Annotated in this window: 31 protein-coding genes and 1 tRNA gene; 19 read left to right on the forward strand and 13 right to left on the reverse strand. The window is 68.0% G+C overall.

Translation table 11 applies throughout. The features are described 5' to 3' along the window. Positions 1–142 precede the first annotated feature (142 nt). The 10 genes from F1642_RS06425 (at position 143) to F1642_RS06470 (ending at position 8,950) form a co-directional block, all read left to right on the forward strand. Complete coding sequence (locus F1642_RS06425; protein WP_045981615.1) at positions 143–697, forward strand: sigma-70 family RNA polymerase sigma factor; 555 nt, start codon at positions 143–145, stop codon at positions 695–697. Continuing rightward, positions 694–1,398 (forward strand): anti-sigma factor domain-containing protein, encoded by a 705-nt coding sequence (locus tag F1642_RS06430; RefSeq protein WP_194885805.1) that lies wholly within the window; start codon positions 694–696, stop codon positions 1,396–1,398. Before F1642_RS06425 ends, F1642_RS06430 begins: the two co-directional genes overlap by 4 nt. Positions 1,399–1,500: 102 nt before the next feature. Further along, positions 1,501–2,067: a fasciclin domain-containing protein gene (locus F1642_RS06435; protein ID WP_046000986.1), complete on the forward strand. Its 567-nt coding sequence runs from the start codon at positions 1,501–1,503 to the stop codon at positions 2,065–2,067. A gap of 184 nt (positions 2,068–2,251) precedes the next feature. Then, the gene (locus tag F1642_RS06440) at positions 2,252–3,253 is read left to right on the forward strand and encodes a DUF808 domain-containing protein (RefSeq protein ID WP_194885806.1); all 1,002 of its coding nucleotides are present in this window, start codon (positions 2,252–2,254) and stop codon (positions 3,251–3,253) included. A gap of 107 nt (positions 3,254–3,360) precedes the next feature. After that, positions 3,361–4,674: a sn-glycerol-3-phosphate ABC transporter substrate-binding protein UgpB gene (gene ugpB, locus F1642_RS06445; protein ID WP_194885807.1), complete on the forward strand. Its 1,314-nt coding sequence runs from the start codon at positions 3,361–3,363 to the stop codon at positions 4,672–4,674. Between the two features lie 78 nt (positions 4,675–4,752). Then, the gene (gene ugpA / locus F1642_RS06450) at positions 4,753–5,631 is read left to right on the forward strand and encodes a sn-glycerol-3-phosphate ABC transporter permease UgpA (RefSeq protein WP_045981620.1); all 879 of its coding nucleotides are present in this window, start codon (positions 4,753–4,755) and stop codon (positions 5,629–5,631) included. Further along, on the forward strand, positions 5,631–6,479 hold the full coding sequence (gene ugpE, locus F1642_RS06455) for a sn-glycerol-3-phosphate ABC transporter permease UgpE (RefSeq protein ID WP_046000989.1): 849 nt from the start codon (positions 5,631–5,633) through the stop codon (positions 6,477–6,479). Before ugpA ends, ugpE begins: the two co-directional genes overlap by 1 nt. 1 nt (position 6,480) lies before the next feature. Then, positions 6,481–7,488 (forward strand): sn-glycerol-3-phosphate import ATP-binding protein UgpC, encoded by a 1,008-nt coding sequence (locus tag F1642_RS06460; RefSeq protein ID WP_045981622.1) that lies wholly within the window; start codon positions 6,481–6,483, stop codon positions 7,486–7,488. 84 nt (positions 7,489–7,572) lie between these two features. Next, positions 7,573–8,643, forward strand: a complete 1,071-nt coding sequence (locus F1642_RS06465; protein ID WP_046000990.1) for a M4 family metallopeptidase — start codon at positions 7,573–7,575, stop codon at positions 8,641–8,643. A gap of 28 nt (positions 8,644–8,671) precedes the next feature. Beyond that, positions 8,672–8,950 (forward strand): protealysin inhibitor emfourin, encoded by a 279-nt coding sequence (locus F1642_RS06470; RefSeq protein WP_045981624.1) that lies wholly within the window; start codon positions 8,672–8,674, stop codon positions 8,948–8,950. Here the strand turns inward: F1642_RS06470 and F1642_RS06475 are convergent. From F1642_RS06475 to F1642_RS06500, 6 genes are all read right to left on the reverse strand, one after another. Beyond that, a complete protein-coding gene (locus F1642_RS06475) occupies positions 8,947–9,909 on the reverse strand; it encodes a magnesium transporter CorA family protein (RefSeq protein WP_194885808.1) in 963 nt (320 codons plus the stop codon). The two genes, F1642_RS06470 and F1642_RS06475, sit on opposite strands and share 4 nt — an antisense overlap. A gap of 115 nt (positions 9,910–10,024) precedes the next feature. Then, complete coding sequence (locus F1642_RS06480; protein WP_046000993.1) at positions 10,025–10,222, reverse strand: CsbD family protein; 198 nt, start codon at positions 10,220–10,222, stop codon at positions 10,025–10,027. 59 nt (positions 10,223–10,281) lie between these two features. Beyond that, on the reverse strand, positions 10,282–11,229 hold the full coding sequence (locus F1642_RS06485; protein ID WP_194885809.1) for a D-glycerate dehydrogenase: 948 nt from the start codon (positions 11,227–11,229) through the stop codon (positions 10,282–10,284). Beyond that, positions 11,226–11,555: a tRNA-binding protein gene (locus F1642_RS06490; protein ID WP_194885810.1), complete on the reverse strand. Its 330-nt coding sequence runs from the start codon at positions 11,553–11,555 to the stop codon at positions 11,226–11,228. Before F1642_RS06490 ends, F1642_RS06485 begins: the two co-directional genes overlap by 4 nt. After that, positions 11,552–12,361, reverse strand: a complete 810-nt coding sequence (gene proC / locus F1642_RS06495) for a pyrroline-5-carboxylate reductase (RefSeq protein ID WP_194885811.1) — start codon at positions 12,359–12,361, stop codon at positions 11,552–11,554. Before proC ends, F1642_RS06490 begins: the two co-directional genes overlap by 4 nt. Position 12,362: 1 nt before the next feature. After that, positions 12,363–12,866, reverse strand: a complete 504-nt coding sequence (locus F1642_RS06500; protein WP_194885812.1) for a YbjN domain-containing protein — start codon at positions 12,864–12,866, stop codon at positions 12,363–12,365. Between the two features lie 178 nt (positions 12,867–13,044). On the opposite strand from F1642_RS06500, the gene cobD reads away from it, so the two are divergent. Further along, the gene (gene cobD, locus F1642_RS06505; protein WP_194885813.1) at positions 13,045–14,007 is read left to right on the forward strand and encodes a threonine-phosphate decarboxylase CobD; all 963 of its coding nucleotides are present in this window, start codon (positions 13,045–13,047) and stop codon (positions 14,005–14,007) included. On the opposite strand, the gene F1642_RS06510 is transcribed toward cobD, so the two are convergent. Next, positions 14,004–14,300 (reverse strand): alkylphosphonate utilization protein, encoded by a 297-nt coding sequence (locus F1642_RS06510; protein WP_194885814.1) that lies wholly within the window; start codon positions 14,298–14,300, stop codon positions 14,004–14,006. The two genes, cobD and F1642_RS06510, sit on opposite strands and share 4 nt — an antisense overlap. Before the next feature lie 130 nt (positions 14,301–14,430). Here F1642_RS06510 and F1642_RS06515 point away from each other — a divergent pair, with 130 nt between their 5' ends. From F1642_RS06515 to F1642_RS06535, 5 genes are read left to right on the forward strand one after another with little or no spacing between them, the layout of a single operon-like run. After that, positions 14,431–14,895: a hypothetical protein gene (locus F1642_RS06515; protein WP_064503567.1), complete on the forward strand. Its 465-nt coding sequence runs from the start codon at positions 14,431–14,433 to the stop codon at positions 14,893–14,895. A gap of 54 nt (positions 14,896–14,949) precedes the next feature. Next, positions 14,950–15,852: a polyphosphate kinase 2 gene (ppk2, locus tag F1642_RS06520; RefSeq protein ID WP_045981633.1), complete on the forward strand. Its 903-nt coding sequence runs from the start codon at positions 14,950–14,952 to the stop codon at positions 15,850–15,852. Between the two features lie 12 nt (positions 15,853–15,864). Then, the gene (locus F1642_RS06525) at positions 15,865–16,722 is read left to right on the forward strand and encodes a PhzF family phenazine biosynthesis protein (RefSeq protein WP_046001000.1); all 858 of its coding nucleotides are present in this window, start codon (positions 15,865–15,867) and stop codon (positions 16,720–16,722) included. Then, positions 16,719–17,012, forward strand: a complete 294-nt coding sequence (locus F1642_RS06530) for a DUF1330 domain-containing protein (RefSeq protein ID WP_194885815.1) — start codon at positions 16,719–16,721, stop codon at positions 17,010–17,012. Before F1642_RS06525 ends, F1642_RS06530 begins: the two co-directional genes overlap by 4 nt. 38 nt (positions 17,013–17,050) lie before the next feature. After that, positions 17,051–17,494: a TerB family tellurite resistance protein gene (locus F1642_RS06535; protein ID WP_370582817.1), complete on the forward strand. Its 444-nt coding sequence runs from the start codon at positions 17,051–17,053 to the stop codon at positions 17,492–17,494. Here F1642_RS06535 and F1642_RS06540 read toward each other — a convergent pair. From F1642_RS06540 to F1642_RS06550, 3 genes are read right to left on the reverse strand one after another with little or no spacing between them, the layout of a single operon-like run. Then, positions 17,483–18,778 (reverse strand): FAD-binding oxidoreductase, encoded by a 1,296-nt coding sequence (locus F1642_RS06540; RefSeq protein ID WP_194885817.1) that lies wholly within the window; start codon positions 18,776–18,778, stop codon positions 17,483–17,485. The two genes, F1642_RS06535 and F1642_RS06540, sit on opposite strands and share 12 nt — an antisense overlap. Continuing rightward, positions 18,775–20,130 (reverse strand): glutamine synthetase family protein, encoded by a 1,356-nt coding sequence (locus F1642_RS06545; protein WP_046001004.1) that lies wholly within the window; start codon positions 20,128–20,130, stop codon positions 18,775–18,777. Before F1642_RS06545 ends, F1642_RS06540 begins: the two co-directional genes overlap by 4 nt. After that, positions 20,127–20,834 carry a type 1 glutamine amidotransferase gene (locus tag F1642_RS06550; protein ID WP_045981638.1) on the reverse strand — a complete coding sequence of 236 codons (708 nt, stop codon included), beginning with the start codon at positions 20,832–20,834 and terminating at the stop codon, positions 20,127–20,129. Before F1642_RS06550 ends, F1642_RS06545 begins: the two co-directional genes overlap by 4 nt. Before the next feature lie 138 nt (positions 20,835–20,972). Between F1642_RS06550 and F1642_RS06555 the strand changes: the two genes are divergently transcribed. Together F1642_RS06555 and F1642_RS06560 are read left to right on the forward strand one after the other, a co-directional pair. Beyond that, positions 20,973–22,112, forward strand: a complete 1,140-nt coding sequence (locus tag F1642_RS06555; RefSeq protein ID WP_194885818.1) for an aminotransferase class V-fold PLP-dependent enzyme — start codon at positions 20,973–20,975, stop codon at positions 22,110–22,112. Between the two features lie 66 nt (positions 22,113–22,178). Beyond that, positions 22,179–22,640: a GNAT family N-acetyltransferase gene (locus F1642_RS06560; RefSeq protein ID WP_046001007.1), complete on the forward strand. Its 462-nt coding sequence runs from the start codon at positions 22,179–22,181 to the stop codon at positions 22,638–22,640. A gap of 51 nt (positions 22,641–22,691) precedes the next feature. Here the strand turns inward: F1642_RS06560 and F1642_RS06565 are convergent, their stop codons facing one another. Further along, positions 22,692–22,988, reverse strand: coding sequence for a hypothetical protein (locus F1642_RS06565; protein WP_045981641.1), 297 nt, complete (start codon positions 22,986–22,988; stop codon positions 22,692–22,694). A 153-nt stretch (positions 22,989–23,141) separates the two neighbouring features. Here F1642_RS06565 and F1642_RS06570 point away from each other — a divergent pair. Continuing rightward, a tRNA-Arg gene (locus F1642_RS06570) sits at positions 23,142–23,218 on the forward strand. A gap of 169 nt (positions 23,219–23,387) precedes the next feature. On the opposite strand, the gene F1642_RS06575 is transcribed toward F1642_RS06570, so the two are convergent. Further along, a complete protein-coding gene (locus F1642_RS06575; RefSeq protein WP_194885819.1) occupies positions 23,388–24,779 on the reverse strand; it encodes a M20 family metallopeptidase in 1,392 nt (463 codons plus the stop codon). Next, on the reverse strand, positions 24,776–25,537 hold the full coding sequence (locus F1642_RS06580) for an ABC transporter ATP-binding protein (RefSeq protein WP_194885820.1): 762 nt from the start codon (positions 25,535–25,537) through the stop codon (positions 24,776–24,778). Before F1642_RS06580 ends, F1642_RS06575 begins: the two co-directional genes overlap by 4 nt. Between the last annotated feature and the right edge of the window lies 1 nt (position 25,538).

Below are 25,538 nucleotides of genomic sequence, written 5' to 3' on the forward strand. Positions count from 1 at the left end.
TTTCCATCACATCGGCGCATTGATCGCGCATTCGGGCAACGGGTGCAAGGCACGGCGCGGGCGGCCGCCACCCCGTGCGCGCGTTGACGCGCGAGGGTGTGCTTCATAAGGTGCCCACAACCCTTGGAAGGATGCCCCGGTTTTGACAGACGCACGCCGTTCCGAACTGGAAACCCTGATCGCCCGCACCGCCATGGGTGATCGCGACGCCTTTGACCGCCTGTACGACGCGACATCGGCCAAGCTGCACGCCGTGTGCCTGTCGGTCCTCAAGGACCGCCCCGAGGCCGAGGAGACCTTGCAGGAGGTCTATATCCGCGTGTGGCAAAGCGCCGCGCGCTATGCCTCGAACGGGCTGTCGCCGATGACCTGGCTGATCACCATCGCCCGCAACCGGTCCATCGACAGGCTGCGCGCCCGCGGATCACGACCGGTGACCGCGCCCGAAGATGCCGCGGCCTTCGTCGCCTGCAGCGCGCCGGGTCCCGAATCGGCGACGATCATGGCCCAGGAACGCCGCATGCTGGACGACTGCCTGGCCAGGCTGGCCGAGGCGCAGGCGGGCGCCGTGCGTGCCGTCTACCTCGAGGGGGTCAGCTATGCCGACCTGGCCGCGCGCGAGGGGCTGCCCATCAACACCGTGCGCAGCTGGCTGCGCCGCAGCCTGCTGCGACTGAAGGATTGCGTAAGCCAATGACCGACGATGCCCCGCTGACCCCGTCCCAGGAAGACCAGGCGCTGGCGGCCGAGCTGGCGCTTGGCCTCTTGGACGGACCCGAGGCCGCCGCCGCGACGGCCCGCATGTCCACCGACCCGGATTTCGCCCGCATCGTCCACGACTGGTACGAACGCATGGCCGGCATCGCCGAGGCACTGACCCCGGTCATGGCCCCTGCCCGCGCACGCCAGGCGATCCGCGAACGGTTGGGCCACGTCACGCCGCCCCTAGCCAACGACCCGACCGAACGGCGGGCCTGGTGGCGCGGTCCGATGGGCGCGCTGGCGGGGTTGCTGGCCGTCGCCGCGACCGCCACGTTCCTGTGGCTGCCCGGGCTGCAGCACCCCGCCGCCCCCGCCTATCAGGCACAGCTTGCGACCCAGGATCAGGCCCTGCGCGTCGCTGCCCGCATCGACGGGCGCGACATGGAGATCGCGCTGGAAAGCGGCGCCGCCCCTGATGACCGCGACTGGGAGATCTGGTGGGTGAAACCCGACGGCTCGGCCCCGGTATCGATCGGGCTGGTCCCGCGCGACGGCACCTTGCGCATGACGCTGCCGGACGGGCTGGACCCCTCGGCGGACATCCAGATCGCGCTGTCGGACGAACCGGCGGGCGGATCGCCGACCGGCCAGGCGACCGGGCCGGTGGTGGCCATCGCGCCGCTCACGTCCTTGTGATCGCGGATTGACCGGGGGGTTGCGCAACTAACCCGCGCCTGCCGCGTGTTTGGGAGTGTCGGGCGCAGAAATGCCGCCCAGAACCAAAACCGGAGGAAGTCCATGACCACCCGCTTTACCAAAGTCGGCGCTTCGATCATCGCTGCCACCATCGCGCTTGGCGCACCGGCCTTTGCCCAGAACACCATGGTGGGCGGCGCCGAGATGTTCCCGAACCGCAACATCGTCGAAAACGCCGTGAACTCGGCCGACCATACCACGCTGGTCGCCGCCGTGCAGGCCGCGGGCCTGGTCGAGACGCTGTCGGGCCCGGGCCCGTTCACCGTCTTCGCCCCCACCAACGCGGCCTTCGAAAAGCTGCCCGACGGCACCGTCGAGGATCTGCTGAAGCCCGAGAGCCTGCAGACCCTGCAGACCATCCTGACCTGCCACGTCGTCCCGACCGAGGCGATGTCGTCCGCCGTGGGCCGCATGATCCAGCAGGGCGGCGGTTCGGCCGCGCTGGAGACCGTGGGCGGCTGCACGCTGACCGCCAGCATCCGCGCCAGCGACAATGCCCTGCAGATCACCGACGAGAACGGCAACGTCGCCACCGTGCTGATCCCCGACGTGGACCAGTCGAACGGCGTGATCCACTCGATCGACACCGTGCTGCTGCCGGCGTCCTAAGACGCCCCGCAGGACCTGCCGTCCCCCGACAGGCAGGTCATGGCCCGCGCAGTCCCCTCTGCGCGGGCCTTTTTGCATGCCGATCCGTGAGTGATGGTGAAACCGCTTGCCTCGACGCGCGTTGCCGGGTGCTGATGGGCTGCGGCACGGCGCCGCATCGGGCCAATTTCCGAAGGGACACTGCATGAGCGGGTTGATCGCGCTTCTTGACGACGTAGCGGCAATTTCGAAGGTGGCGGCGGCATCGATCGACGACGTGGCAGGCCAGGCGGCCAAGGCGGGCGCCAAGGCCGCGGGGGCGGTCATCGACGACGCGGCGGTGACGCCGAAATACGTCCACGGCTTCGACGCCAGCCGCGAGATCCCCATCGTCTGGAAGATCGCCCGCGGATCGCTGTTCAACAAGCTGGTGATCCTGCTGCCGGTCGCGCTGCTGCTGTCGGCCTTTGCGCCCTGGGCCATTCCGCCCCTGCTGATGCTGGGCGGCGCCTATCTGTGCTACGAGGGCGCGCACAAGGTCGCGCACCTGTTCCACAAGACCGACACCCATGACAGCGAAAAGCACACCCATCCCGACACCGACGGTGCCGCGCTGGAGGAGGCCCGCGTCGCCGGCGCCATCAAGACCGACTTCATCCTGTCGGCCGAGATCATGACAATCGCCCTGTCCACCATCCCGACCGACGACAGCCTGCTGATGAAGGCGGTCATCCTGGCGCTGGTCGCCGTGGCGATCACCGTCGCGGTCTATGGGTTCGTGGCGCTGGTGGTGAAGGCCGACGATGTCGGGGTGCACCTGGCACAGCGCCGCACCGGTGCCGTCGCCGTCCTGGGCCGCGGCATCGTCAAGGTCATGCCCGGCTTCATGAAGACGCTGACCGTGGTCGGCACCGCCGCGATGATCTGGGTCGGCGGGCAGATCATCGTGCACGGCCTGGAGCAGCTTGGCTGGGGCGCGCCCTATCACCTGATCCATGACTGGGCCGAGGCCGCCGCCGCCGCCGTGCCCGCGGCCCCCGGCGTGGTCGCATGGGTCGTCACCGCCTTCTGCGACGGCGTCATCGGCCTGATCCTGGGACTGGCCCTGCTGCCGGTGGCGACCAAGGTCATCAACCCCATCATCGGCGCGGTGATGGGGGCATTCGCGCAACTTCGTAAAAAACCGAACGCCAACGAAACCCGTTGACCCAAACCTCCCGACGTCACAAGACTGTCACATGAGCGTTGCGATGCTGTCGTGAACTGCCGATAGGCGGGGTCAGCATCGCAACTCTGTAAGGGAGGGAAGACAACATGATCCGATACGGAACCGCATCCGCGGTGGCGCTGGTGGCGTCGCTGACTGCCGCGCAGGCAGAAACGAACATCGAATGGTGGCACGCCATGGGCGGCGAGCTGGGCGCGAAGCTGGAGGAGATCGCCCAGGGCTTCAACGACAGCCAGGACGAATACACCGTCACCCCCGCCTACAAGGGCACCTACCCCGAGACGATGACCGCCGCGATCGCCGCGTTCCGCGCGAACCAGCAGCCCGCCATCGTCCAGGTGTTCGAGGTCGGCACCGGCACCATGATGGCCGCCCAAGGCGCCATCGTCCCGGTCCACGAACTGATGGAGCAGCACGGCCAGGCCTTCGACCAGGCGGCGTTCCTGCCGGCCGTCGTCGGCTATTACACCGATACCGACGGCAACATGCTGTCGATGCCCTTCAACAGCTCGACGCCGATCCTGTATTACAACAAGACCGTGTTCGAGAAGGCGGGCCTGGATCCGAACACCCCTCCCAAGACCTGGGCCGAGCTGGAGCAGTTCAGCAAGCAGATCATGGAATCGGGCGCCGCGACCTGCGGTTTCACCACGCAATGGATCAGCTGGATCCAGACCGAGAACCTGTCGGCCTGGCACAACCAGCCGATCGGCACGCTGGAGAACGGCATGGGCGGCCTTGATGCGCGGCTGTCGCTGAACGGGCCCGTTCAGGTCAAGCACTGGGAGAACCTCAAGCGCTGGTCCGACGAGGGCATTTTCAAGTACGGTGGCCCGGTGGGCGCCGACAATGCGGGGCCGATGCTGTACTCCCAGGAATGCGCAATGCTGATGGGCAGCTCGGGCAGCCGTGCCGGCGTCATCGCCAACTCGACCGCCTACGAGGTCGGCTATGGCATGCTGCCCTATTACGACGACGTCGAGGGCGCGCCGCAGAATTCGATTATCGGGGGCGCCTCGCTGTGGGTGCTGTCGGGCAAGACGGACGAGGAATATGCGGCGACCGCCGCCTTCCTGGAATACCTGACCCAGCCCGAGGTGCAGGCCGATTGGGCATCCTTCACCGGCTACCTGCCCATCACCGCCGCGGCGCGTGAGCAGATGGCAGGCTATTATGCCGAGAACCCCGGCGCCGACACCGGCATCAACCAGATCACTCTGAACGAGCCGACCGAGAACTCCAAGGGTCTGCGCTTTGGCAGCTATGTCCAGATCCGCGGCATCATCGACGAAGAGTTCGAACAGCTTCTGTCGGGCGACAAGGACGCGCAGGGCGCGCTGGACGCGGTCGTCAGCCGCGGCGACGCGCTGCTGGAAGAGTTCCAGGCGCAGAACCAGTAACCGCCCCACCCCCTTCGGCCGGGGCCGCGCATCACGCGCGGCCCCGGTCTTTTCCCGTTTTCGCCCCAAGGTCCCGCGATGAAGCGCACCATTTTCCGAAACCAGCTGCTGCCATGGCTGCTGCTGGCCCCCCAGCTGATCATCACCTTCATCTTTTTCCTGTGGCCCGCCGGTCAGGCCATCCGTCAAAGCTTTCTGCGCGAGGATGCCTTCGGCACCCGGACGACCTTTGTCGGACTGGAGAATTTCGCCCGCCTGTGGGGCAGCCCCGAATATCTCAACAGCCTGCAGGTGACGGCGGTCTTCGCCATCTCGGTCACGGTGCTGTCGATGGGGCTGTCGCTGCTGCTGGCGATCGCGGTGGACCGGATGATCCGCAGCACGCGTGTCTATACGACGCTGCTGGTCTGGCCCTACGCGGTGGCGCCTGCGGTCGCGGGCATCCTGTGGTGGTTCATCTTCAACCCGACCATCGGCATCATGCCCTATCTGCTGGGGGGCTTGGGCTATGACTGGAACCACATCCAGGACAAGGGCGACGCCATGACGCTGGTCGTCATCGCCAGCGCGTGGAAACAGATCAGCTACAACTTCCTGTTCTTCCTGGCAGGGCTGCAGGCGATCCCGGCCAGCCTGCGCGAGGCCGCGGCCATCGACGGGGCGGGTCCGGTGCGGCGGTTCTTCGACATCACCTTTCCGCTGCTGTCACCGACGACGTTCTTCTTGCTGGTGGTCAACATCGTCTATGCGATGTTCGACACGTTCGGCGTGATCGACGCCACGACCGAGGGCGGCCCGGCACAGGCCACCAACATCATGGTCTACAAGGTCTATTTCGACGGCTTCGTCGGGCAGAACCTGGGCTCGTCCGCCGCGCAGTCGGTGGTCCTGATGGCGCTGGTCCTGGTGCTGACGGTGATCCAGTTCCGGTTCGTTGAGAAGAAGGTGGCCTACTGATGATCGAGAACCGTCCCTTCCTGAACCTGGCCGCCCACCTGACGCTGATCCTGGGCGTCTGCGTCGTGGCGCTGCCGGTCTGGGTGGCCTTCGTGGCCTCGACCCACAGCGCGACCGCCTTCATGTCGGGCACCATCCCGATGTGGCCGGGCGACCAGATGATCCAGAACTACAGCCAGATGCTGGGCGCGGGCGTGTCCACCAGCGGCACGCCCCCGGTCGGCGTGATGATGTTCAACAGCCTCGTCATGGCGCTGGCCATCGCCATCGGCAAGATCGTCATCTCGGTCCTGTCGGCCTTTGCGGTGGTCTATTTCCGCTTTCCGCTGCGCGGCCTGGCCTTCTGGTGCATCTTCATCACGCTGATGCTGCCGGTCGAGGTGCGCATCGTGCCCACCTTCCAGGTGGTGGCCGATCTGGGCATGCTGAACAGCTATGCCGGCCTGTCGATCCCGCTGATCGCCTCGGCCACGGCCACGTTCCTGTTCCGCCAGGTCTTCCTGACCATCCCGGACGAGCTGACCGAGGCCGCCCGCATCGACGGCGCCGGGCCCATGAAGTTCTTTCGCGACATCCTGCTGCCCTTGTCGCGCACCAATATCGCAGCCCTGTTCGTGATCCTGTTCATCTATGGCTGGAACCAGTATCTCTGGCCGCTGCTGATCACGACCAGTTCGGATTATTACACCATCGTTGCGGGGATTAAGCGCATGGCGGATGCCGTGGACGGTCTGCCGCAATGGCACCTGGTCATGGCGACCGCGATGCTGGCGATGATCCCACCCGTGATCGTGGTGGTCGCCATGCAGCGCCTGTTCGTCAAAGGTCTTGTCGAGACGGAGAAATAAGATGGCATCCATCACCCTCAACAATGTCGGCAAGGTCTATGCCGGCGGCGCCCGCGCCGTGGGCGGCGTCAATATCGACATCGCGGATGGCGAATTCCTGGTCCTGGTCGGCCCGTCGGGCTGCGGAAAATCCACGCTGCTGCGCATGGTCGCGGGGCTGGAGAGCATCACCGAGGGCGAGGTCCGCATCGGCGACCGCGTGGTCAACGAGATCGAGCCCGCCGATCGCGACATCGCCATGGTGTTCCAGAACTATGCCCTGTACCCGCACATGTCGGTGCGACAGAACCTGGCATACGGCCTGAAGAACCGGGGCACCCCAAAAGCCGAGATCGAACGCCGCGTGGGCATCGCCTCGGACATCCTGCAGATCGGCCCGTTCCTGGACCGCAAGCCGCGCGCCCTGTCCGGTGGTCAGCGCCAGCGCGTTGCCATGGGCCGCGCCATCGTGCGCGAACCGGCCGCGTTCCTCTTCGACGAGCCGCTGTCGAACCTGGACGCGAAACTGCGCGTCGCCATGCGCCTTGAGATCAAGGAGCTGCAGAAGCGCCTGCGCACGACCTCGATCTATGTGACCCACGACCAGCTGGAGGCGATGACGCTGGCCGACCGGCTGGTGGTGCTGAACGGCGGGCAGATCGAACAGATCGGCACGCCGCTGGAGGTCTATCGCCGCCCGGCATCGGCCTTCGTGGCCAGCTTCATCGGCAGCCCGGCCATGAACCTGATCGAGGCCAGCGCCGTCCCGCACCTGCCCGGAACCGGGCATGCGGGCCATGTGGGCATCCGCCCCGAGGATCTGAGCGTCACCGCCGACGGCCCGATCGAGATGTCGGTGCTGGCGGTCGAGGAACTGGGCGCGCAGCGGCTGGTCCACGGCAAGACCGGCGATGCCCGCATCACCATCACCCTGCCGTCCGATGCCCCCCTGTCCGATCACATGCGCCTGTCCTATCGCCCCGGCGGGCTGCACCTGTTTGACAAGGTCAGCGGCAAGCGCATGGACTGACGTGAATGAAACGTGAACATCTGACCCTTGCGGGTCGGGCGTTCCATGCTACCTTGGGGTGAACCAACGCGGAAAGGTCGCCCCATGTGCCTGTCGTTCGGCTGCTCTCACCACAATCCCATCGCCTGCATCGTGCCGCCCTATATGCTGCGGGTGCTGGCGCTGCGGGGTGACCCCGCGACGGCGGACATGGCGCGCACGCTGCTGCGCCATGACGAACAGCTGCGCGAGGAGCGCGCGGCCTGGGCCAGCCTGCCGCCCGCGCCGCAGGGCATCGCGCCCGATCCCGACCTGTGCTGCCCCGACCGGCGCATCCACGACGGCGAATTCCGCGCCGCCCTTCCCGGCCGCCTGGTCCGGGCCGAGGGCGACGCGCCGTCCGGCATCGCGGATGCCGACCTGGCCTATGACAGCGCCGGCCAAGTCTTCGCGATGTTCGCCGAGGAATACGGCCGCAATTCGCTGGACGGGCGGGGCATGCCGCTGGTGGCGACGGTCCAGCACCGCCGCAACTACAACAACGCCTTCTGGGACGGGCAGCAGATGGCCTATGGCACGGGCGACGGCAAGATCTTCCGGACCTTCCTGCAGCTGTCGGTCATCGCGCATGAGATGACCCATGGTGTCATCCAGCATTCCGGCGGGCTGATCTATGAGAACCAGTCCGGCGCGCTGAACGAACATGTGGCCGACGTCTTCGGCGCGCTGGCCGAACAGCGCGTGCTGGGTCAGACCGCACATCAGGCCGACTGGCTGATCGGGCGCGGCATCCTGGGCGCGGGCATCAACGGCGTGGCGCTGCGCAGCATGAAGGCACCGGGCACGGCCTATGCCGACGACCTGCTGGGCACCGATCCCCAGCCCTGGCACATGGATCAGTTCAACACCACGACCGACGACAATGGCGGCGTGCACATCAATTCGGGCATTCCGAACCACGCCTTCTACCTGTTCTGCAGCTATCTGGGCGGCAACGCGTGGGAGCTGCCGGGCCGCATCTGGTACCGGACGCTGCAGGACCTGAACAATCCGATGGCCAGCTTTTCCGATTTCGCCGACCAGACCCTGCGCAGCGCGGCAGCACTGGCAGGCGCGGGCAGCCAACAGGCGCTGCTGCTGCGACGCGCGTGGAAACTTGTGGGAATCGCGGTCTGATCCTATGATCCGCGGACCGGAGGACCGCATGATCATAGAGATCCGCAGCCACGGCGGCTTTGGCGGCATCACTGCCGCCACCTCGCGCCGCATCGACACCGACGCCCAGCCCGAACCCCGGGCGCAGGAGCTGTGCGCGGCCTTCCACCCCAAGGCGTTGGCCGACATGGCGGCCACCCCCTGTCCCGGCTGCCCGGATCGGATGCGCTATGCGATCACCGTGACGGACGCGACCGGCCCGCACGCCATCACCCTTTCTGAGGGTCAGATGCCCCCCGAGATGCTGGACCTGCTGGACGATCTTTAGATCCAGCCCTTCCAACGCAGGAACAGCCATGTCCCCAGGGTCGTCCCGCCCATCAGGATCAGGGCGAAGGCATAGCCCCAGGGTTCGTCCAGCTCCGGCATGTTCGTGAAGTTCATCCCGTAGACGCTGGCGATCAGCGTCGGCGGCAGGAACAGCGCCGCGACGACCGACAGGATGCGGACCGTGTTGTTCTGTTGCAGGTTGATCAGGCCAAGCGTGGTGTCCACCGCCAGGCTGACCCGCCCGCCCAGGAAATCGGCATGCACCTCCAGCGCCTGGATGTCGCGCATCTGCGCACGGGTGGCGGCGCGCAGGCGGCCCTCCTCGGGGCGGTCCTCCAGCGTGGCGGTATAGAACGCCTGCATCCGCTCGACCGTCAGCAGGGCCAGGCGGACGCGTGCCATCGTCTCGGCCTCGCGTCCGACATCCTGCAGCGCGGCCTGCAACCGGTCCGAGGCCGCGGCGACCGCGCGGCGTTCGAACACAGCAGCGGTGGTCTGGTCCAGCGTGCGGCCCGCCCCTTCCAGGATGTCGGCCAGCCGGGCGATGATCTCCTCGACAAGGCCCAGGAACAGCCGGTCGGGCGTGCCGCAGCCCAGGGTCGAGCGTTCGGCGCGTTCGGGATAGGTCAGGAACGGCCGCGGCGAATGGTGGCGCACCGTCACCAGCCGGTCCGGCGACAGGATGAACGTCACCGGCATCGAGATCCGGTCACCCCCGGCGCGCTCTCCCGGCAGCATCGCGGTCATGTAGTCCAGCCCGTCCTCGCGATAGAGGCGGTTGGACAGCTCGATCTCCTCCATCTCGGCCAGGCTGGGAACAGGCACGCCAAGCACGCGCAGCTGCGCGATCTCGGCGTCGTTGGGCTGGATCAGGTCAATCCATGCCGCGTCCGCGACATCGCGTTCTGCGGCAAGGCGCACCAGGCGACCGTTCTCGATGGAATAGGCGTAATACATGCGACGCTCCGGTCGGTTCGCCCCCGTGGTGCCCTACCGCGGACAAACGATCAAGCGGATGTGGAAAGGGGCGCCCCGGATGGGACGCCCCTGATCACCCGTTGCGGCAGAGCGATCACTTGTCGCGATAGTAATCGTCGATCTCGCGGTCGGCCTCGTCCTTGGTCCAGCCGTATTTTTCCTGCAGCTTGCCGGCCAGCTTGTCCTTGTTGCCGTCGATCTGATCCAGCTCGTCGTCGGTCAGTTCGCCCCATTTGACCTTGGTCGCGCCTTTCAGCTGCTTCCATTTGCCTTCGATGATATCCCAGTTCATTTCCGCCTCCTTTTCAGACGTTCATATGCCGGAATAACGCCCGCAGCCGCGGCAGGTTCCTAGCGGACAAGGTCCGGCGGAACGCCGCCGTCGATATGGGCCTGCAGGTTCGCCAGCGCGCGCAGGCCCATGCGGGTGCGCGTGTCGTCGGTGGCCGTTCCCAGATGCGGCAGCAGCGTGGCATTGGGGGCATCCAGCAGGGCCTGGGGCACATGCGGCTCTTGCGCATAGACGTCCAGGCCCGCGCCCGCGATGCGGCCGTCCACCAGGGCTGCGATCAAGGCGTCCTCGTCCACCACGTCGCCGCGGGCGATGTTGACCAGCACGCCTTGGGGGCCCAGGGCCTCCAGTTCGGCCACGCCGATCAGGCCGCGCGTGGCCGCACCCCCCGGCACGGCGATCACCGCCACGTGGCAGGCCGCCAGCATGGCGCGCAGATCACCGATCTGCCGGGCCGGAAAGTCCAGCCCCGCGACGGTCGAGCGGTTGAAGAACACCACCTCCATCCCGAAGCCCAGATGCGCGCGCCGCGCGATGGCCTGACCGATCCGGCCCATGCCGACGATGCCCACGGTGCGGCCCGACATCTCCGCCCCCAGCAGCTGCGTGGGGTTCCACCCGGTCCAGCCGCCCGCGCGCAGCAGGCGTTCGCCCTCGGACGCGCGGCGCAGCACCATCAGCATCAGCGTCAGCGCGATGTCGGCGGTGGCGTCGGTCACCACGTCGGGCGTATTCGTGACCGCCACACCGGCGGCGCGGGCAGCGGCGATGTCGATATGGTTGAACCCCGCGCCGAAATTGGCCAGCAGCCTGCAGCGCAGATCGCCCTGGAAGGCCTCGGCCCCGAAGGCGTCGCCAAGCGTCGGGATGATCGCCTCATAATCGCGCATCGCCTCGCCCGCCTGATCGACGGTCAGGGGCGTGTTGTCGCGGAATGTCGCGTCGCAGGCCGCGCGGATGGCGGCGGTGGCGCGGTCGGTCATCGGGCGGGTGACAAGAACCTTCAATAGAGGCGGCCTCCGTTGGGGACGGTCAGATCGGGGCGGATCAGCACGACCTCTCCGTCGGGGTCGGGCACGCCCAGGACCAGCACCTCGGACATGACGGGGCCGATCTGGCGGGGCGGAAAGTTCACGACGCACAGCACCTGCGTACCGACCAGCGTCTGGGGGTCGTAATGACGGGTGATCTGGGCCGAGGACTTGCGCTCTCCCAGATCGCCCAGGTCCAGCCACAGCTTGATCGCGGGCTTGCGCGCCTCGGGGAAGGGTTCGGCGCGGGTGATGGTGCCGACGCGGATGTCGACCTTCAGGAAATCGTCAAAGGTGATCATCCGCGACCCAGCTCCCGCCCGCGTTCGGTCGCGGCCGCCACGGTGCGCACCATCAGCGGCGTCAGGCCCACGCCCTCGTCCATCAGCACGGCCAGCCCCGCCGCGGTCGTCCCGTTGGGAGAGGTCACGTTGCGGCGCAGCACGGCCGGGTCCTCGTCCGCATGGACGGCCAGCGCGCCCGCACCCGCCACGGTCGCGCGCGCCAGTTCCAGCGACAGCGCGGGCGACAGGCCCTGCGCGACGCCTGCGGCGGCCATCGCCTCGATCAGGTGGAACACATAGGCCGGGCCGCTGCCCGACAGGCCGGTGACGGCGTCCATCTGGCCCTCATGCTCCAGCCGGACGACGCGGCCCACGGCGCGCATCAGCGCCTCGGCCAGGTCCAGGTGCGCGGGCGTTGCGGCACCGTTGCCGATCATCGCGGAAATGCCCTGACCGATGGCCGCGGGCGTGTTGGGCATCACCCGGATCACGGGGGCGCCGGGAAAGGCCGCCTCGAAGGTCGCGATGGTCGTGCCTGCCGCGACCGATATCACCAGGCTGCCCGACAGGTCCGGCATGGCAGACAGCGCGCCGCCCATCATCTGCGGCTTGACCGCCAGCACGACCACGGCCGGATCAGCCGGCAGGTCCGCATTCACGCGCAACCCGCGGTCCTGCCATTCGGGTGCCAGGTTCGGGTCGATGACCGTGACCGCGCCCGCGTCCAGCCCGCGCGCCAGCCACCCCTGCAGCATCGCCCCGCCCATGCGGCCGCATCCGACCAGGACCAGTCCGCGCGCGTTGATGTCGTCGAAATCGTTCATGTCAGGCCCGTCCGTAAGTTTCGCCCAAGGCAATCTCCAGCGCCGCGGCGGGCGAGGTGCCGCCCCATCCGGCCAACTGGAACGAAGGATAGAACCGCTCGCACGCGGCCAGGGCGGTGCCGATCATCTGGTCCACCTGCTCCGGCAGCGCGATCGCGTCCCCCGCCAGCACCAGCCCGTACCGCCAGACCATCTGCCTCTGCGGCGCGCAGAAGGTGAAGGCCCCGTCCCAGACCCGGTCGTTGGCCAGGTTGATCGTCTGATAGATGGCCGGCATGCGGTCCGCCGGCGGGTCCATGTCAAAGCTGCAGATCAGCCGCAGGACCGCGTCGCGGGGCGACCATGCCAGGGTCAGCGCATAGCGGCGCCACTGGCCGTCCACATCCATGACGATCTGATCCTCGGCCAGGCGGTCGAACTCCCAGGCGTGATGCGTGGCCACGGCTTCGACGATGTCGATCGGGTGGATGTCGTCGATGCGCATGGAGGAATCGATCTGCGTCATGGTCTGCCTGTGGCTGCGGTCTTGCGCCGCGGTGGTCCTTGGGTGGCCACACAACACCGGGGGTCGGCGGCCATGGCGCTTACAACATATCGTGGTCGGCTTTACCACTGGTGTAAAGTCCGAATTGCCCCCGCGGCGGTGGTGTCCTAGCAGGGGCGGACAGGACCAAGGGGGCGGCATGGCACGCGATCACGGCGGCAATCTGGATGCGGCGCAGGCACGGTTCGGCACGGGCGACTGGATCGACCTGTCGACCGGCATCAACCGCAGGCCTTGGCCGGTCCAGCCCCTGTCGGACACAGCCTTTCGCGCGCTTCCGATGGCTAGGGCGGAACGGGCGCTGATCCGGGTCGCCGCGGAATGGTTCGGCTGCGCGGACGACCACGTCCTGCCGATGGCCGGGGCCACGGCCGCGATCCAGCTGGTGCCGCGCCTGCGGCCCGCGGGCCACGCGGCGGTGCTGATGCCCAGCTACAACGAACATGCGGCCAGCCTGACCGCTGCGGGCTGGCGCGTCACCCCCGCCCCCGACTTGGACAGGATGGATGGCGCCGACCTGGCCGTCGTCGTGAACCCCAACAACCCCGACGGGCGGGAATGGTCGCCCCTGGTCCTGGCCGCGCTGGCACGGCGGGTCGGCCTGCTGATCGTCGACGAAAGTTTCGCGGATGCGCGCCCCGACCTGTCGCTGGCCCGGTCCCTGCCCGCGAATGCGGTGGTGCTGCGCAGCTTTGGCAAGTTCTGGGGTCTGGCCGGGCTGCGGCTTGGCTTTGCGCTGGCGGACCCGGCCCTGCTGTCACAGCTGCGCGAGGCCGCGGGCCCCTGGTCCGTCAGCGGCCCCGCATTGGAGATCGCGACCGCCGCCATGGCCGACCGGGCCTGGGCCGACGACACCGTCACCTATCATGCCGAAGCCGCGCTGAACCTTGACCGGCTGGCCGCGCGCGCGGGCTGGCGGCCCCTGGGCGGGACGCATCTGTTCCGCCTGTACGACACGCCGGACGCGCAGGTGGCCCAAGACACGCTGGCCCGCGCACATGTCTGGACCCGGCGCTTTCCCTATTCGGACCGCTGGCTGCGGCTTGGCATTCCCGGCAGCCGGGAAGAGTTCGCCCGCGTCGGGCAGGCCCTGACCCGCTAGCGCTTGCGCAGGAATTCCGTGCGCAGGACCAGGCCCCTGATGCCGTCGTGGCGACAATCGACCTCTGCCGGGTCGTCGGTCAGGCGGATGCCGCGGATCACGGTGCCCTGCTTGATCACGGTGCTGCTGCCCTTAACCTTCAGGTCCTTGATGACGACCACCTGGTCGCCGTCGGCCAGCGGCGTGCCCGCGCTGTCACGCACGATGCCGGCGGCGGCGGCCTCGGCCGCGACCTCAGAGGCGGGGCGCCATTCGTCCGTGGCCTCGTCATAGACATAGTCGTCGTCGGCCATGGTCTGCCCTTTCGCGGCTGGCGGCGCAGGGTGCCGCCCGTCACGCCTTAGGCCGCAGGGGCGGGACGCGCAACCTCTGGCGCAGGGCGTGGGGTTTGGCCATGATGGGCCTGCGAAAAGGATGCCCCCGATGATGCGACTTGCCCTGTTTCTGACGATGCTAGCGGCCCCCGCGGCCTTGGCCGACGCGCCGCTGATGGTGCTGGACCGCACGCAGCTGCCGTTCGACCTGGGGCCCGGGAACCCCGCCAACAGCCCCGCGCGGCCGGGCAATGCGCCCCATGCGGCCTGGAACTCGGCCGGAAACACCGCGAACGCGCCGACTGCACCGGGCAACCGCCCCACCGACCGCGTGAACGAGGGGCGGGTGATCTTCACCTCGGACGGGTCGGTGGTAGGCTATTACGCGCCGAACGCGGTCGGGGTGCTGAACCTGTTCGACACCCAGGGCCGGCGCATCGCCTATCGCCCGGCGCGGGGCACGAAAAGCCTGTTCACCGTGCAGGGCGCCTGGTGCGGCACGGTCGACGGGCTGCGCGACGGCAGTCTGGTGCTGGCGGTCACGCCCGATTGCGCGCGCCAGTTCATGCGCTGACACCCTATCGTCACATTCCGTCCCTAGACCGCAGCAAAGCCACCGGAGACGCAGATGAACGACTACAAGGACTGGCTGCAGGCAGAACTGCAGGAGACCCTGGACGAGGATATCGAGCTTGAGATGGAGGACGCCGCCCTGTCGGCCGAGATCCGGCGCATCTATCGCAGCCACCATCCCGACCAGATGGACCGCAAGCTGTATTTCCGCGAACTGCTGCGCCTGCAGTCCGAACTGATCCGCCTTCAGGACTGGGTCAGCCACAACAACGAACGTGTCGTGGTCCTGTTCGAGGGGCGCGACAGCGCCGGCAAGGGCGGCGCCATCAAGCGCATCACGCAGCGGCTGAACCCGCGCGTGGCCCGCGTCGTCGCCCTGCCCGCCCCGTCCGACCGGGAAAAGACGCAGTGGTATTTCCAGCGCTATGTCCCCCACCTGCCGGCGGGCGGAGAGATCGTGCTGTTCGACCGCAGCTGGTACAACCGTGCGGGCGTCGAACGCGTCATGGGTTTCGCCACCGAGGATCAGGTCGAACAGTTCTTCCAGGATGTGCCCGAATTCGAACGCATGCTGGTCCGGTCGGGCATCCGGCTGGTCAAGTACTGGTTCTCGATCACGGACGAGGAGCAGCAGATGCGGTTCCAGATGCGCATCCACGACCCCCTCAAGCAGTGGAAGCTGTCGCCCATGGACCTGCAGTCCCGCGTCCGGTGGGAGGCCTATACCAAGGCCAAGGAGGACATGTTCGAACGCACGAACATCCCCGAGGCGCCCTGGTACATCGTACCCGGCAACGACAAGAAGCGCGCGCGTCTGAACTGCATCGACCACCTGCTGGGCCTGATCCCCTATGGCGACGTGGACCACGAACAGATCACGCTGCCCGATCGCGTCTTCAACCCCGATTATGAGCGCGACGCGGTCCCCCGCGAGCTGTATGTTCCGCAAAAATACTGAACCGGGGCGACGATGCTAGAATATCATGTCTATGACGTCTTCACCGACCGGCCCTTTGCGGGCAATCCGCTGGCCGTGGTCATGGGGGCCGATGCCCTGAGCACACGGCAGATGCAGACCATCGCCCGCCAGTTCAACCTGTCCGAGACGATCTTCGTCATGGCGCCGCGCGATCCCGCGCACCGCGCCCGCGTCCGCATCTTCCTGCCGCTGGCGGAGATTCCCTTCGCGGGCCACCCCACCATCGGCTGCGCGCTGCACCTGTCGGCGGGCGACGGCGATCTGGTGCTGGAGGAGGAGGCTGGGCCGGTCCCGGTGACCATCCGAGACGGCCTGGCCGAATTCGCGGCCCCCGTGCTGCCGCAGCTGGGCGATGCGTTTGCAGCTGACCTGGCCGCCGCGGGCCTGGGCCTTGGCGCGGACCGGATCGGCTTTGGCAACCATCGGCCGGTCGTGGCCCATGCGGGTCCGGCCTTCATCTTCGTGCCGCTGCGCGACGCGCAGGCCCTGTCCGATGCCCGCCCCGCGGGGGCCGCGTTCGAGGCGCTTACGGCACGGGTCGGCAAGGTCTATGCCTATGCCCCCGACGGCGCGGGGTTCCGCGCGCGCATGTTCGCCCCCGGCAGCGGCGTCCCCGAGGACCCCGCCACCGGATCGGCCACCGCGACCCTGGCCGCCCCCCTGCTGGCCGCAGGCGTCCTGCCCGAGGGAGAAAGCCGCCTGTCCCTGCGCCAGGGGGTCGAGATGGGGCGCCCGTCGCAGCTGGGCCTGCGCATCGCCGTCAGGGGCGGCGCGCTGGCGCAGGTCTGCGTGTCCGGCCGTGCCGTTCCCGTGGCCCAAGGCCGCATCCGCATCCCGGAGGACACATGACCAAGGCTTATTGGATCGCCCATGTGACGATCGACGACCCCGACGCCTATGACGCCTATCGACGGGCCAATGCCGCGCCCTTTGCCGAATACGGCGCGCGCTTCCTGGTGCGCGGCGGGCCGCAGCAGGTGGTCGAGGGCCAGGCCCGCCCCCGCAGCGTCGTGATCGAGTTTCCTTCGCTGGAGGCGGCGCAAGCCTGTTACGACAGTCCCGGCTATCAGGCGGCCAAGGCGCTGCGCGAGCCGGTCTCTGCCGCAGATGTGATCATCGTCGAGGGCTGGCCCGGCTAGACCGCGGCCGTCTGCAGGGGCATCCTTCGGTCATGTTCATGGACCTTCTGACACGCCTGATGGGCGATACCGCCGCGCCGATCGACCGCGACGAGGCCGAACTGGCCATCGCCGCGCTGCTGGTGCGCGTGGCGCGGGCCGACGATCATTACGATCAGGCCGAACGCGACCGCATCGAACAGGTCCTGTCCCGCCGCGGCCTGACTGCGGCCGAGGCCGCCACCCGCCGCGCCCAGGCCGAGGCGCTGGAGGCGGAGGCCAGCGACACCGTCCGCTTTACCCGCCAGATCAAGGACCGCATCGCGCTGGAGGATCGTCGTGCCGTTCTGGCCGCGCTGTGGGAGGTCGCCTATGCCGACAACAGCCGCGGCGCGGATGAGGACAGCCTGATCCGCCTGGTCTCCAGCCTTCTGGGCATGACCGACCGCGAATCGGCCGAGATCCGTCAGCAGGTGCTGGCCCGGATGGGCCTAGAACCCTAACCGGTCGCGCAGCCCGAACCACGCCATCCCCGCCACCAGCAGCGGCTTGCGCAGGGCCGCACCGCCCAAAAAGGGGCGGGTGGGAACAGCGGCCATGGCGTCGAAGCGTTCGGCCTGGCCCGCCACGGCCTCGGCCATCAGCCGCCCCGCCAGCGTGGCCATCGCCACGCCATGCCCGGAATATCCGCTGGCCGACAGGCAGTTCGGCGCGGGACGGGTGAAGCAGGGCATCCGGTTCATGGTGATGGCCAGCGTCCCGCCCCAGGCATGGGTCAGGGGCACGTCCCGCAGCTGCGGATAGACCGACAGCAGATGCGGGCGGACCACCGCCGCAATGTCGCGCGGAAAGCGGTAGGTGACCGTCTCTCCACCGCCGAAGACCAGCCGCCGGTCGTCGTCGACGCGCCAGTAGTTCACGACGAATTTCGTGTCTGCCACAGCGATGCGGTCCGGCAGGATCTCGGGGTGATCATCCAGCGGCGGGGTCGCGACGATATAGTTGTTGATGGGCATGACCCGCGCGGCCACGCCCCGGTCCAGATCGCCCAGATAGCCGTTGCAGGCCAGGATGACGTGATCGGCCCGCAGCACGCCCTGATCGGTGCGGATGATGCTGGGCGCACCATGGGTCAGGCCGGTGACCTGCGCGCGCTCATGGATCACGACGCCCGCATCCCGCGCCAGCCGCGCCATCCCAAGGGCCAGCGCCAGCGGCTGCACATGCCCCGCCCCGCGGTCCAGATCGCCGCCGACATAGGCCGTGCTGCCCAAGGCCGCCGCCAGCCCGTCGCGGTCCAGGGGCGTGACCCGGTCGTAGTCGTAATGCCGCGCCAGATGGTCGGCCATGTGGCGGGCGCGTTCGACCTCCGCCCCGCTGCGGCAGGCATGGGCGATGCCGTCGCGGACCGGCACGCCGGCTTCAGCGGCGATACCGCGGACGGCGGCCTTGGCCTCCTCGGCCAGACCCCACAACCGGCGGGCCATGTCGCGGCCCAGCTGCGCCTCCAGCCAGTCGACCTCCTGCCGCTGGCCGGACCCGATCTGGCCGCCGTTGCGGCCCGAGGCGCCGAACCCCACGCGCTGCGCCTCCAGCACCCGGACCGACAGGCCGCGACGCGCCAGATGCAGCGCGGCGGACAGCCCGGTATAGCCCGCCCCGATCACCGCGACGTCCGCCCGCGCCTCGCCCCGCAGGGGCGGCAGGTCGGGCTGCGGCCCGCACTGGTCGGCATAGAGGCTGGGCGGATAGGCCCCTAGCCCGTCGTTCAGGTGCAGCAGGTTCATACGTTCAGCAGCAGATGTTCGCGTTCCCACGGGCTGATGACCTGCAGGAACTCCTTGTATTCATTGCGCTTGACCGATTCGTAGACGGCGCAGAAATCCTCGCCCAGCACGCCGCGCATGGGTGCGCTCTCGGACATCAGGTCCAGCGCGTCGCCCAGGTTGTAGGGCAGCTCGTCCTCGGACATGTAGGCGTCGCCCAGGCATTCGGCGCGCGGGTTCTCGGCCTCCAGCAGGCCCAGATAGCCGCAGGCCAGGCTGGCGGCGATGCCCAGATAGGGGTTGCAGTCCATCCCCGCCAGCCGGTTCTCCAGCCGCCGCGCCTCGGGCCCCGAGATCGGCACCCGCAGGCCCGTGGTGCGGTTGTCGCGCCCCCATTCCAGGTTGATTGGCGCCGCGAAGTCCGGGACATAGCGGCGATAGCTGTTCACATAGGGCGCCAGCAGCGCGATGGCCGCGGGCAGGTGCTTCTGCATGCCGGCGATGAAATGCAGGAAGGCCGGCGTCTCACGGCCCTTTTCGTCGGAAAAGATGTTCCGGCCCGTTTCGATATCGGTGATCGAATGATGGATGTGCATGGCGCTGCCCGGCTCGCCCTCGATGGGCTTGGCCATGAAGGTGGCAAAGCAGTCGTGGCGCAGCGCGGCCTCGCGGATCAGCCGCTTGAAGTAGAAGATCTCGTCGGCCAGGGCCACCGGATCGCCATGGTTCAGGTTGATCTCGACCTGGCCCGCGCCGCCCTCCTGCAGGATGCCGTCGATCTCGAAACCCTGGGCCTCAGCAAAGTCATAGATGTCGTCGATGACTTTGCCGTATTCGTCCACCGCCGACATGGAATAGGCCTGTTTGGCCGCCGCGCGCCTGCCCGTGCGGCCCATGGGCGGGATGATCGGCTGGTTCGGGTCGATGTTGCGGGCGACCAGGAAGAACTCCATCTCGGGCGCCACGACCGGGTTCCAGCCCTTGTCACGATAGAGCTGCACCACGCGCTTCAGCACGTTGCGCGGCGCGATGGGCATGGGGTTGCCCTGCTGGTCGGTCGCGTCATGGATGACCTGGATGGTCCAGTCCGCGGTCCAGGGCGCGGCGGTGGCGGTCGAATAATCCGGAACCATCACCATGTCCGGTTCGGTGAAGGCGCCCGACGGGTTGTCGGCCCATTCCCCGGTGATCGTCTGCAGGAAGATCGAATTGGGCAGGTAGAACTGGTTTTGCCGCGCGAATTTCGACGCGGGCATGGCCTTGCCACGGGCGACGCCCGCCATGTCGGCCACGATGCATTCGACCTCGTCCAGGCGGCGCCCGGACATGAAGTCGCGCGCGGCCTGGGGCAGTTTCTCGGTCCAGTCGCTCATGCGGCACCTTTGTCGGCTTGCGCCAGGGCGCGGGGTTGCTTGAAGAAGGCCTCGATCCGGTCGGCCAGCAGGGACGCGCCGTCTGCCTGCCCCATGCGGGCCGCAGCCCCGGCCAGCAGGTCGTCCGGAACGACACCCTTGGCGCGGGTGTCCATCAGCCCTTGGATGAAGTCGTCGCCGAATTCCGGATGCGCCTGCACGGTGAAGGCCCTGTCGCCGTAGATCAGCGCGGCGTTTTCGCAGAAGGCGTTCCGGCCCGCGACCTGCGCGCCGGGCGGCAGGGCCACGACCTGATCCTGGTGCCAGGCGTTCAGCGTGACGGGCTGGCCGCCGAAATCGTAATCCTGCGCGCCCACGGCCCAACCGCCGGGATGCTTGACCACGGTGCCGCCTAGGGCCTGCGCGATGATCTGATGACCAAAGCAGATGCCGACCATCGGCACGCCCGCATCGTGGACGCGGCGGATGAAATCCTCCAGCGGCGGGATGAAGGCGTGATCCTCATAGGCCCCGTGGCGCGAGCCGGTCAGCAGCCAGCCGTCCGCATCGTGGATGTCCTGTGGAAACTCCATTCCCTCGACATGCCAGGTGGTGAAGTCGAATCCGCGCCCGGCCAGCAGGCGCACGAACATGTCCGGATAGTCGCCCAAATCCCGCTTCAGCTGCGCCGGCGACTGGCCGCATTGAAGGATGCCGATCCGCATGAAAAACCTTGATGTTGCTTGTGTCCGAAGCCTAGTCGCCCCGCAGGGTGGGCCGCAAGGGGGGCGTTTGCGCCTTTTGGCGGTCTGGCCGCGCGGACGCACAGGCGCTAGGCTGCGCGCAACGGAAAGGATGCACCCATGCCCCATCAGCGCCCCGAGATCGACCCGGACGGCCTTGACGAATTCTCGGTCGTGTTCACCGACCGGTCCCTGAACCACATGTCGAAACGCTTTCAGCAGGTCATGCGCGATCTGTCGGCGGGTCTGTGCGAGGTCTATGGCGCGGCCCAGGTGGCGATCGTGCCGGGCGGCGGCAGTTATGCGATGGAATCGGTCGCGCGCCAGTTCGGGCGCGACGCGCATGCGCTGATCGTCAGGAACGGCTGGTTCAGCTATCGCTGGAGCCAGATCTTCGACGCGGGCGCCTTTGCCCGCGAGGTGACCGTGGTCAAGGCCCGCCCGCAAGGGAACGCGCCCCAGACCGCCTATGCGCCCCCGCCCATCGACGAGGTCGTGGCCCGCATCCGCGAGACGCGACCTGACGCGGTCTTTGCCCCGCATGTGGAGACCTCGGCCGGGCTGATCCTGCCCGACGACTATATCACCGCGCTGGCCGATGCCGCGCATGAGGTGGGCGCCCTGATGGTGCTGGACTGCATCGCGTCAGGCGCCATCTGGGTCGACATGCGGGCCACGGGCGTGGACGTGCTGATCTCGGCCCCGCAAAAGGGCTGGTCGGCCTCGCCCGCCGCAGGCCTTGTCATGCTGTCCGATCGCGCCGCCGAACGACTGGCCACCACCGACAGCGACAGCTTTGCGCTGGACCTTAAGAAGTGGCGCACGATCATGCAGGCCTATCTGGATGGCGGCCATGCCTATCACGCGACCATGCCCACCGACGCGCTGCTGGGCCTGCGCGACGCGTTGGAGGAGACCCGCGCGATGGGTTTTGACGCCGCGCGCGACGCGCAATGGCGCCTTGGCCGGGCGGTCCGCGACGAACTGTCCGCGCGCGGCATCCGCTCGGTTGCGGCCGAGGGGTTCCAGGCGCCGGGCGTCGTGGTCAGCTATACCGACGACCCCGAGGTCAAGTCCGGCAAGGCCTTTGCCGCCCTCGGCACCCAGATCGCGGCCGGCGTGCCATTGGCAGTGGATGAAGGGGCCGACTTCTCGACCTTCCGCATCGGGCTGTTCGGTCTGGACAAGCTGCGCGATGTCGACGGCACGATGGCCCGGCTTGTGCCGGTGCTGGACCAGGCGACCGCCCCGCGCGGCTAAGCCTTTGACGCGCGCGTCACGGCGGGATAGTGCCCCGCCGTGACCATGTGGCGACAGGACCCCGACATGACGCTGACGATCGACCTGGAAAGCCCGCTTGGGCCCGACCTGGACCTGCTGTTCCAACGCCACACAGCCGAGATGCATGCCGATACCCCGCCGGGATCGATCCACATGATGCCCAAGGAGGCGCTGGAGAACCCCGCCATCGCTTTCTTCGTCGTGCGCGACGCGGGCCAACCTGTGGCCATGGGTGCCATCAAGGATCTGGGCGCATCCGAGGGAGAGCTGAAATCGATGCACGTGCTGTCCGAACAGCGCGGGCGGGGCGTGTCGCGGATGCTGCTGCGGCACATGCTGGGTCACGCGCGGAACGCGGGCTATGCCAAGCTGTCGCTGGAAACCGGCGTGCAGCCCGGATTTGTCGCAGCGCGTGGCCTCTATGCCCGCGAGGGGTTCACGGAATGCCCGCCCTTCGGCAGCTATCGCGCCGACCCGCATTCGGTCTTCATGACGCTGATGCTGTAATGCAAACGGCGCGCATCCTGCGATGCGCGCCGTCGTCTTCCTGTCGATCAATCAGTGCTCGTGCGTGGGCAGAGCCTTCAGATCATCCTTGGTCCAGTTGGTCCGGGCATGTACGGTGCCGCTTTCGTCGCGCATGAAGTCCAAATCGGTCGCCGGAACCATGACCGGCTTGGCGCCGATGCCCAGGAACCCGCCAACGTCCAGAACGACCTTGGCCGAAGCGCCCATGCCATGCGTGTGCGACACGCTGCCGACGGTTTCGTCGCCCGGGCCATAGACGGTCGCGCCGTCCAGAACGGCCTCGGTCAGTTCGTCGTGGGTCAGTCGCGTGTGGTTTGCGTGGTCCATGTCGACCTCCTTCAGGTGGTGTGGCACATCAACACCGGCCCCGCGGGTGCCGTTCCATGGTCATGGGAAGGCCCTGCGCACAAGTTCGTGCTTGCCGGGGCGATTAGCGTCTGGATTGCCGATGCGCCTGCCGCTAAGAAAGGCCAGCCCGCCGGCCCCGTAGCTCAACTGGATAGAGCAATTGACTTCTAATCAATAGGTTGCAGGTTCGAATCCTGCCGGGGTCGCCATTTTCCGTTTCAGCTCAGACCCTTACCGCACCAATCGGTGCATCTTTTCCTGTCCATAAGGACAGGATGACGCCGCCACCGACTTCAGACAAAAGAGGCTTATCGGCCGGGCGTCCTTGGTGGTTGGTTTAAAGAGTTCAGACGCCCGGCCGATCTGTCACCCCTGCGGTCAAGTGCCATCCGCGGGCGTCCCCAGATCCCACCACAGCCCCGCCATGATCGCCAGCGCCTGCCGCGACAGGCTTTGCAACGCATGTTCGTCGGGCGCGTGCTGACAGCAGCCACGATAGGAATGGGGCACCCAGATCGTCGGCAGGCCCAGGATTTCCGCAAAGCATTCGTTGGGCAGCGACCCGGCCAGGTTCGGCAGCAGATGCGGGTCCTGCCCGGTCGTCCGCCGGACCGACACCGCGACCCGGCGCACCCAGTCATGGTCGGGCATCAGCCGCGTGGCATGGGCGGGATCGCCGTCCCGCGGCACGATGCGCACCGCGTGATGGCCGTGGCGGTCCAGGTGGCGGCGCAGCGCCGGCAGGATGTCGTCCGGATCGGTCCCCACAACATAGCGCAGCTGGCAGGTCGCCCGCGCGCGGCACGCGATGGCGTTCACGGGTGCGTCGGGCACGCCGGCGGTCATCGCCAGCACCGCGAAGCTGTTCCAGCCAAAGGCGCGTTCGGTGGGTGTCAGCCCGACCTCTCCCCAATCGGCATCGACCTGGGGGCCGCCCGCCTCGATCACCGGCAGGTCGCGCAGGGCGTCGCGCAGCGCGGGCGTCAGGCTGTCGGGGCGCCATTCCGGGACCTGGATCTGGCCGCGCCGATCGCAGATAGTGGCCAGCGCATGGGCCAGGATCATCGCCGGATCCGCCAGAAGACCGCCCCAGTTTCCCGAATGATGCGCCCCCGACCGCAGCTCCAGCACCAGATCAAAGGCCAGCGCCGCGCGCGATCCCATGAACAGCGTCGGCACGTCGGCCTGCAGGCGCGGGCCGTCGGATGCGATCAGCACGTCGGCCGCCAGCGCATCGGCATGGTCCCGACAGACCTGGGCCAAGCCGGGCGACCCGGTCTCCTCGGACATCTCGAAGATGATCCGCATGTTGAAACCAAGATGCCCGCGCGTGTCGATGACCGCCTGCAGCGCGGCCAGGTTGATCAGGTGCTGCCCCTTGTTGTCGGCCGCGCCACGGCCGTATAGGCGGTCGCCCTCGGCGGTCAGGACAAAGGGCGACAACCCGTCGCGCCACTGGTCGGTCTGGGCGCGGACCACGTCGCCATGACCATAGGTCAGGACCGTGGTCAGGGCCGGATCCTCGATCCGTTCCGCGATCAGCAGGGGGCCGCCGCGCGCGTCGGGATTGTCCAGCACCCGCGTGGCGAAACCCAGACCGGACAGGCGCGGTATCACCGCCTCGGTCAGATAGCGGTCCAGATGGGGCCGCTGCGCCGGGTCCTGGCTTTCGGTCGGATGTGCCACCAAGGCTGCCAGATCGGCCTGGAATCCGCCCTGGTCGAAATAACCTTCGGCGCGGGCGACCGCATCCTGTCGCGCATCGGTCATGGGCGGGCCTCCGGGCGATATCCGGCGGACGCCTCGATCAGGTGGGTGGTATAGGGCTGGGCGCCCTGCCCCGCCCGCAGATGGGACGCCGGCAGGATCTCGACGATGCGGCCGCGCTGCATCACGGCCAGCCGGTCGCACATATGGGCGATCACCGACAGGTCGTGGCTGACCATCAGATAGGTCAGCCCGTGTTCGTCGCGCAGATCGGCCAGCAGGTTCAGGATCTCGGCCTGGACGCTGACGTCCAGCGCGCTGGTCGGCTCGTCCAGCAGCAGCAGGCGCGGCTCCGCCGCCAGCGCGCGGGCGATTGCCACGCGCTGACGCTGTCCCCCGGACAGCTGGTGCGGATAGCGGAAGCGGAACCCCCGGCCCAGGCCCACGTCGTCCAGCAGCTTGACGATGCGCTGGTCGATCCGGTCCATGCCCTGCAGGCGCAGGGTTTCCGCCAGGACGGCATCGACGGAATGGCGCGGATGCAGGCTGGCATAGGGGTCCTGGAACACCATCTGGACGGTGCGAAAGAACGCCCGGTCGCGCCGCTCTCCCTTCTGGGTCTGACCGTCGACCGCGATGTGGCCGGACCAGCCGGGGATCAGACCTGCGATGGCGCGCAGGATGGTCGACTTGCCCGAACCGCTTTCGCCGACCAGGCCAAAGCTTTCGCCCTGCGCCACGTCGAAGGCCGCGTTGTGGACGGCGGTGACGCGGTCGGGCTCCTGCCCGAACCAGACGATCAGATCGGCAACGCTCAGCATC

The organism is Paracoccus sp. NBH48 (assembly GCF_015390265.1).
GTDB lineage: Bacteria > Pseudomonadota > Alphaproteobacteria > Rhodobacterales > Rhodobacteraceae > Paracoccus > Paracoccus marcusii.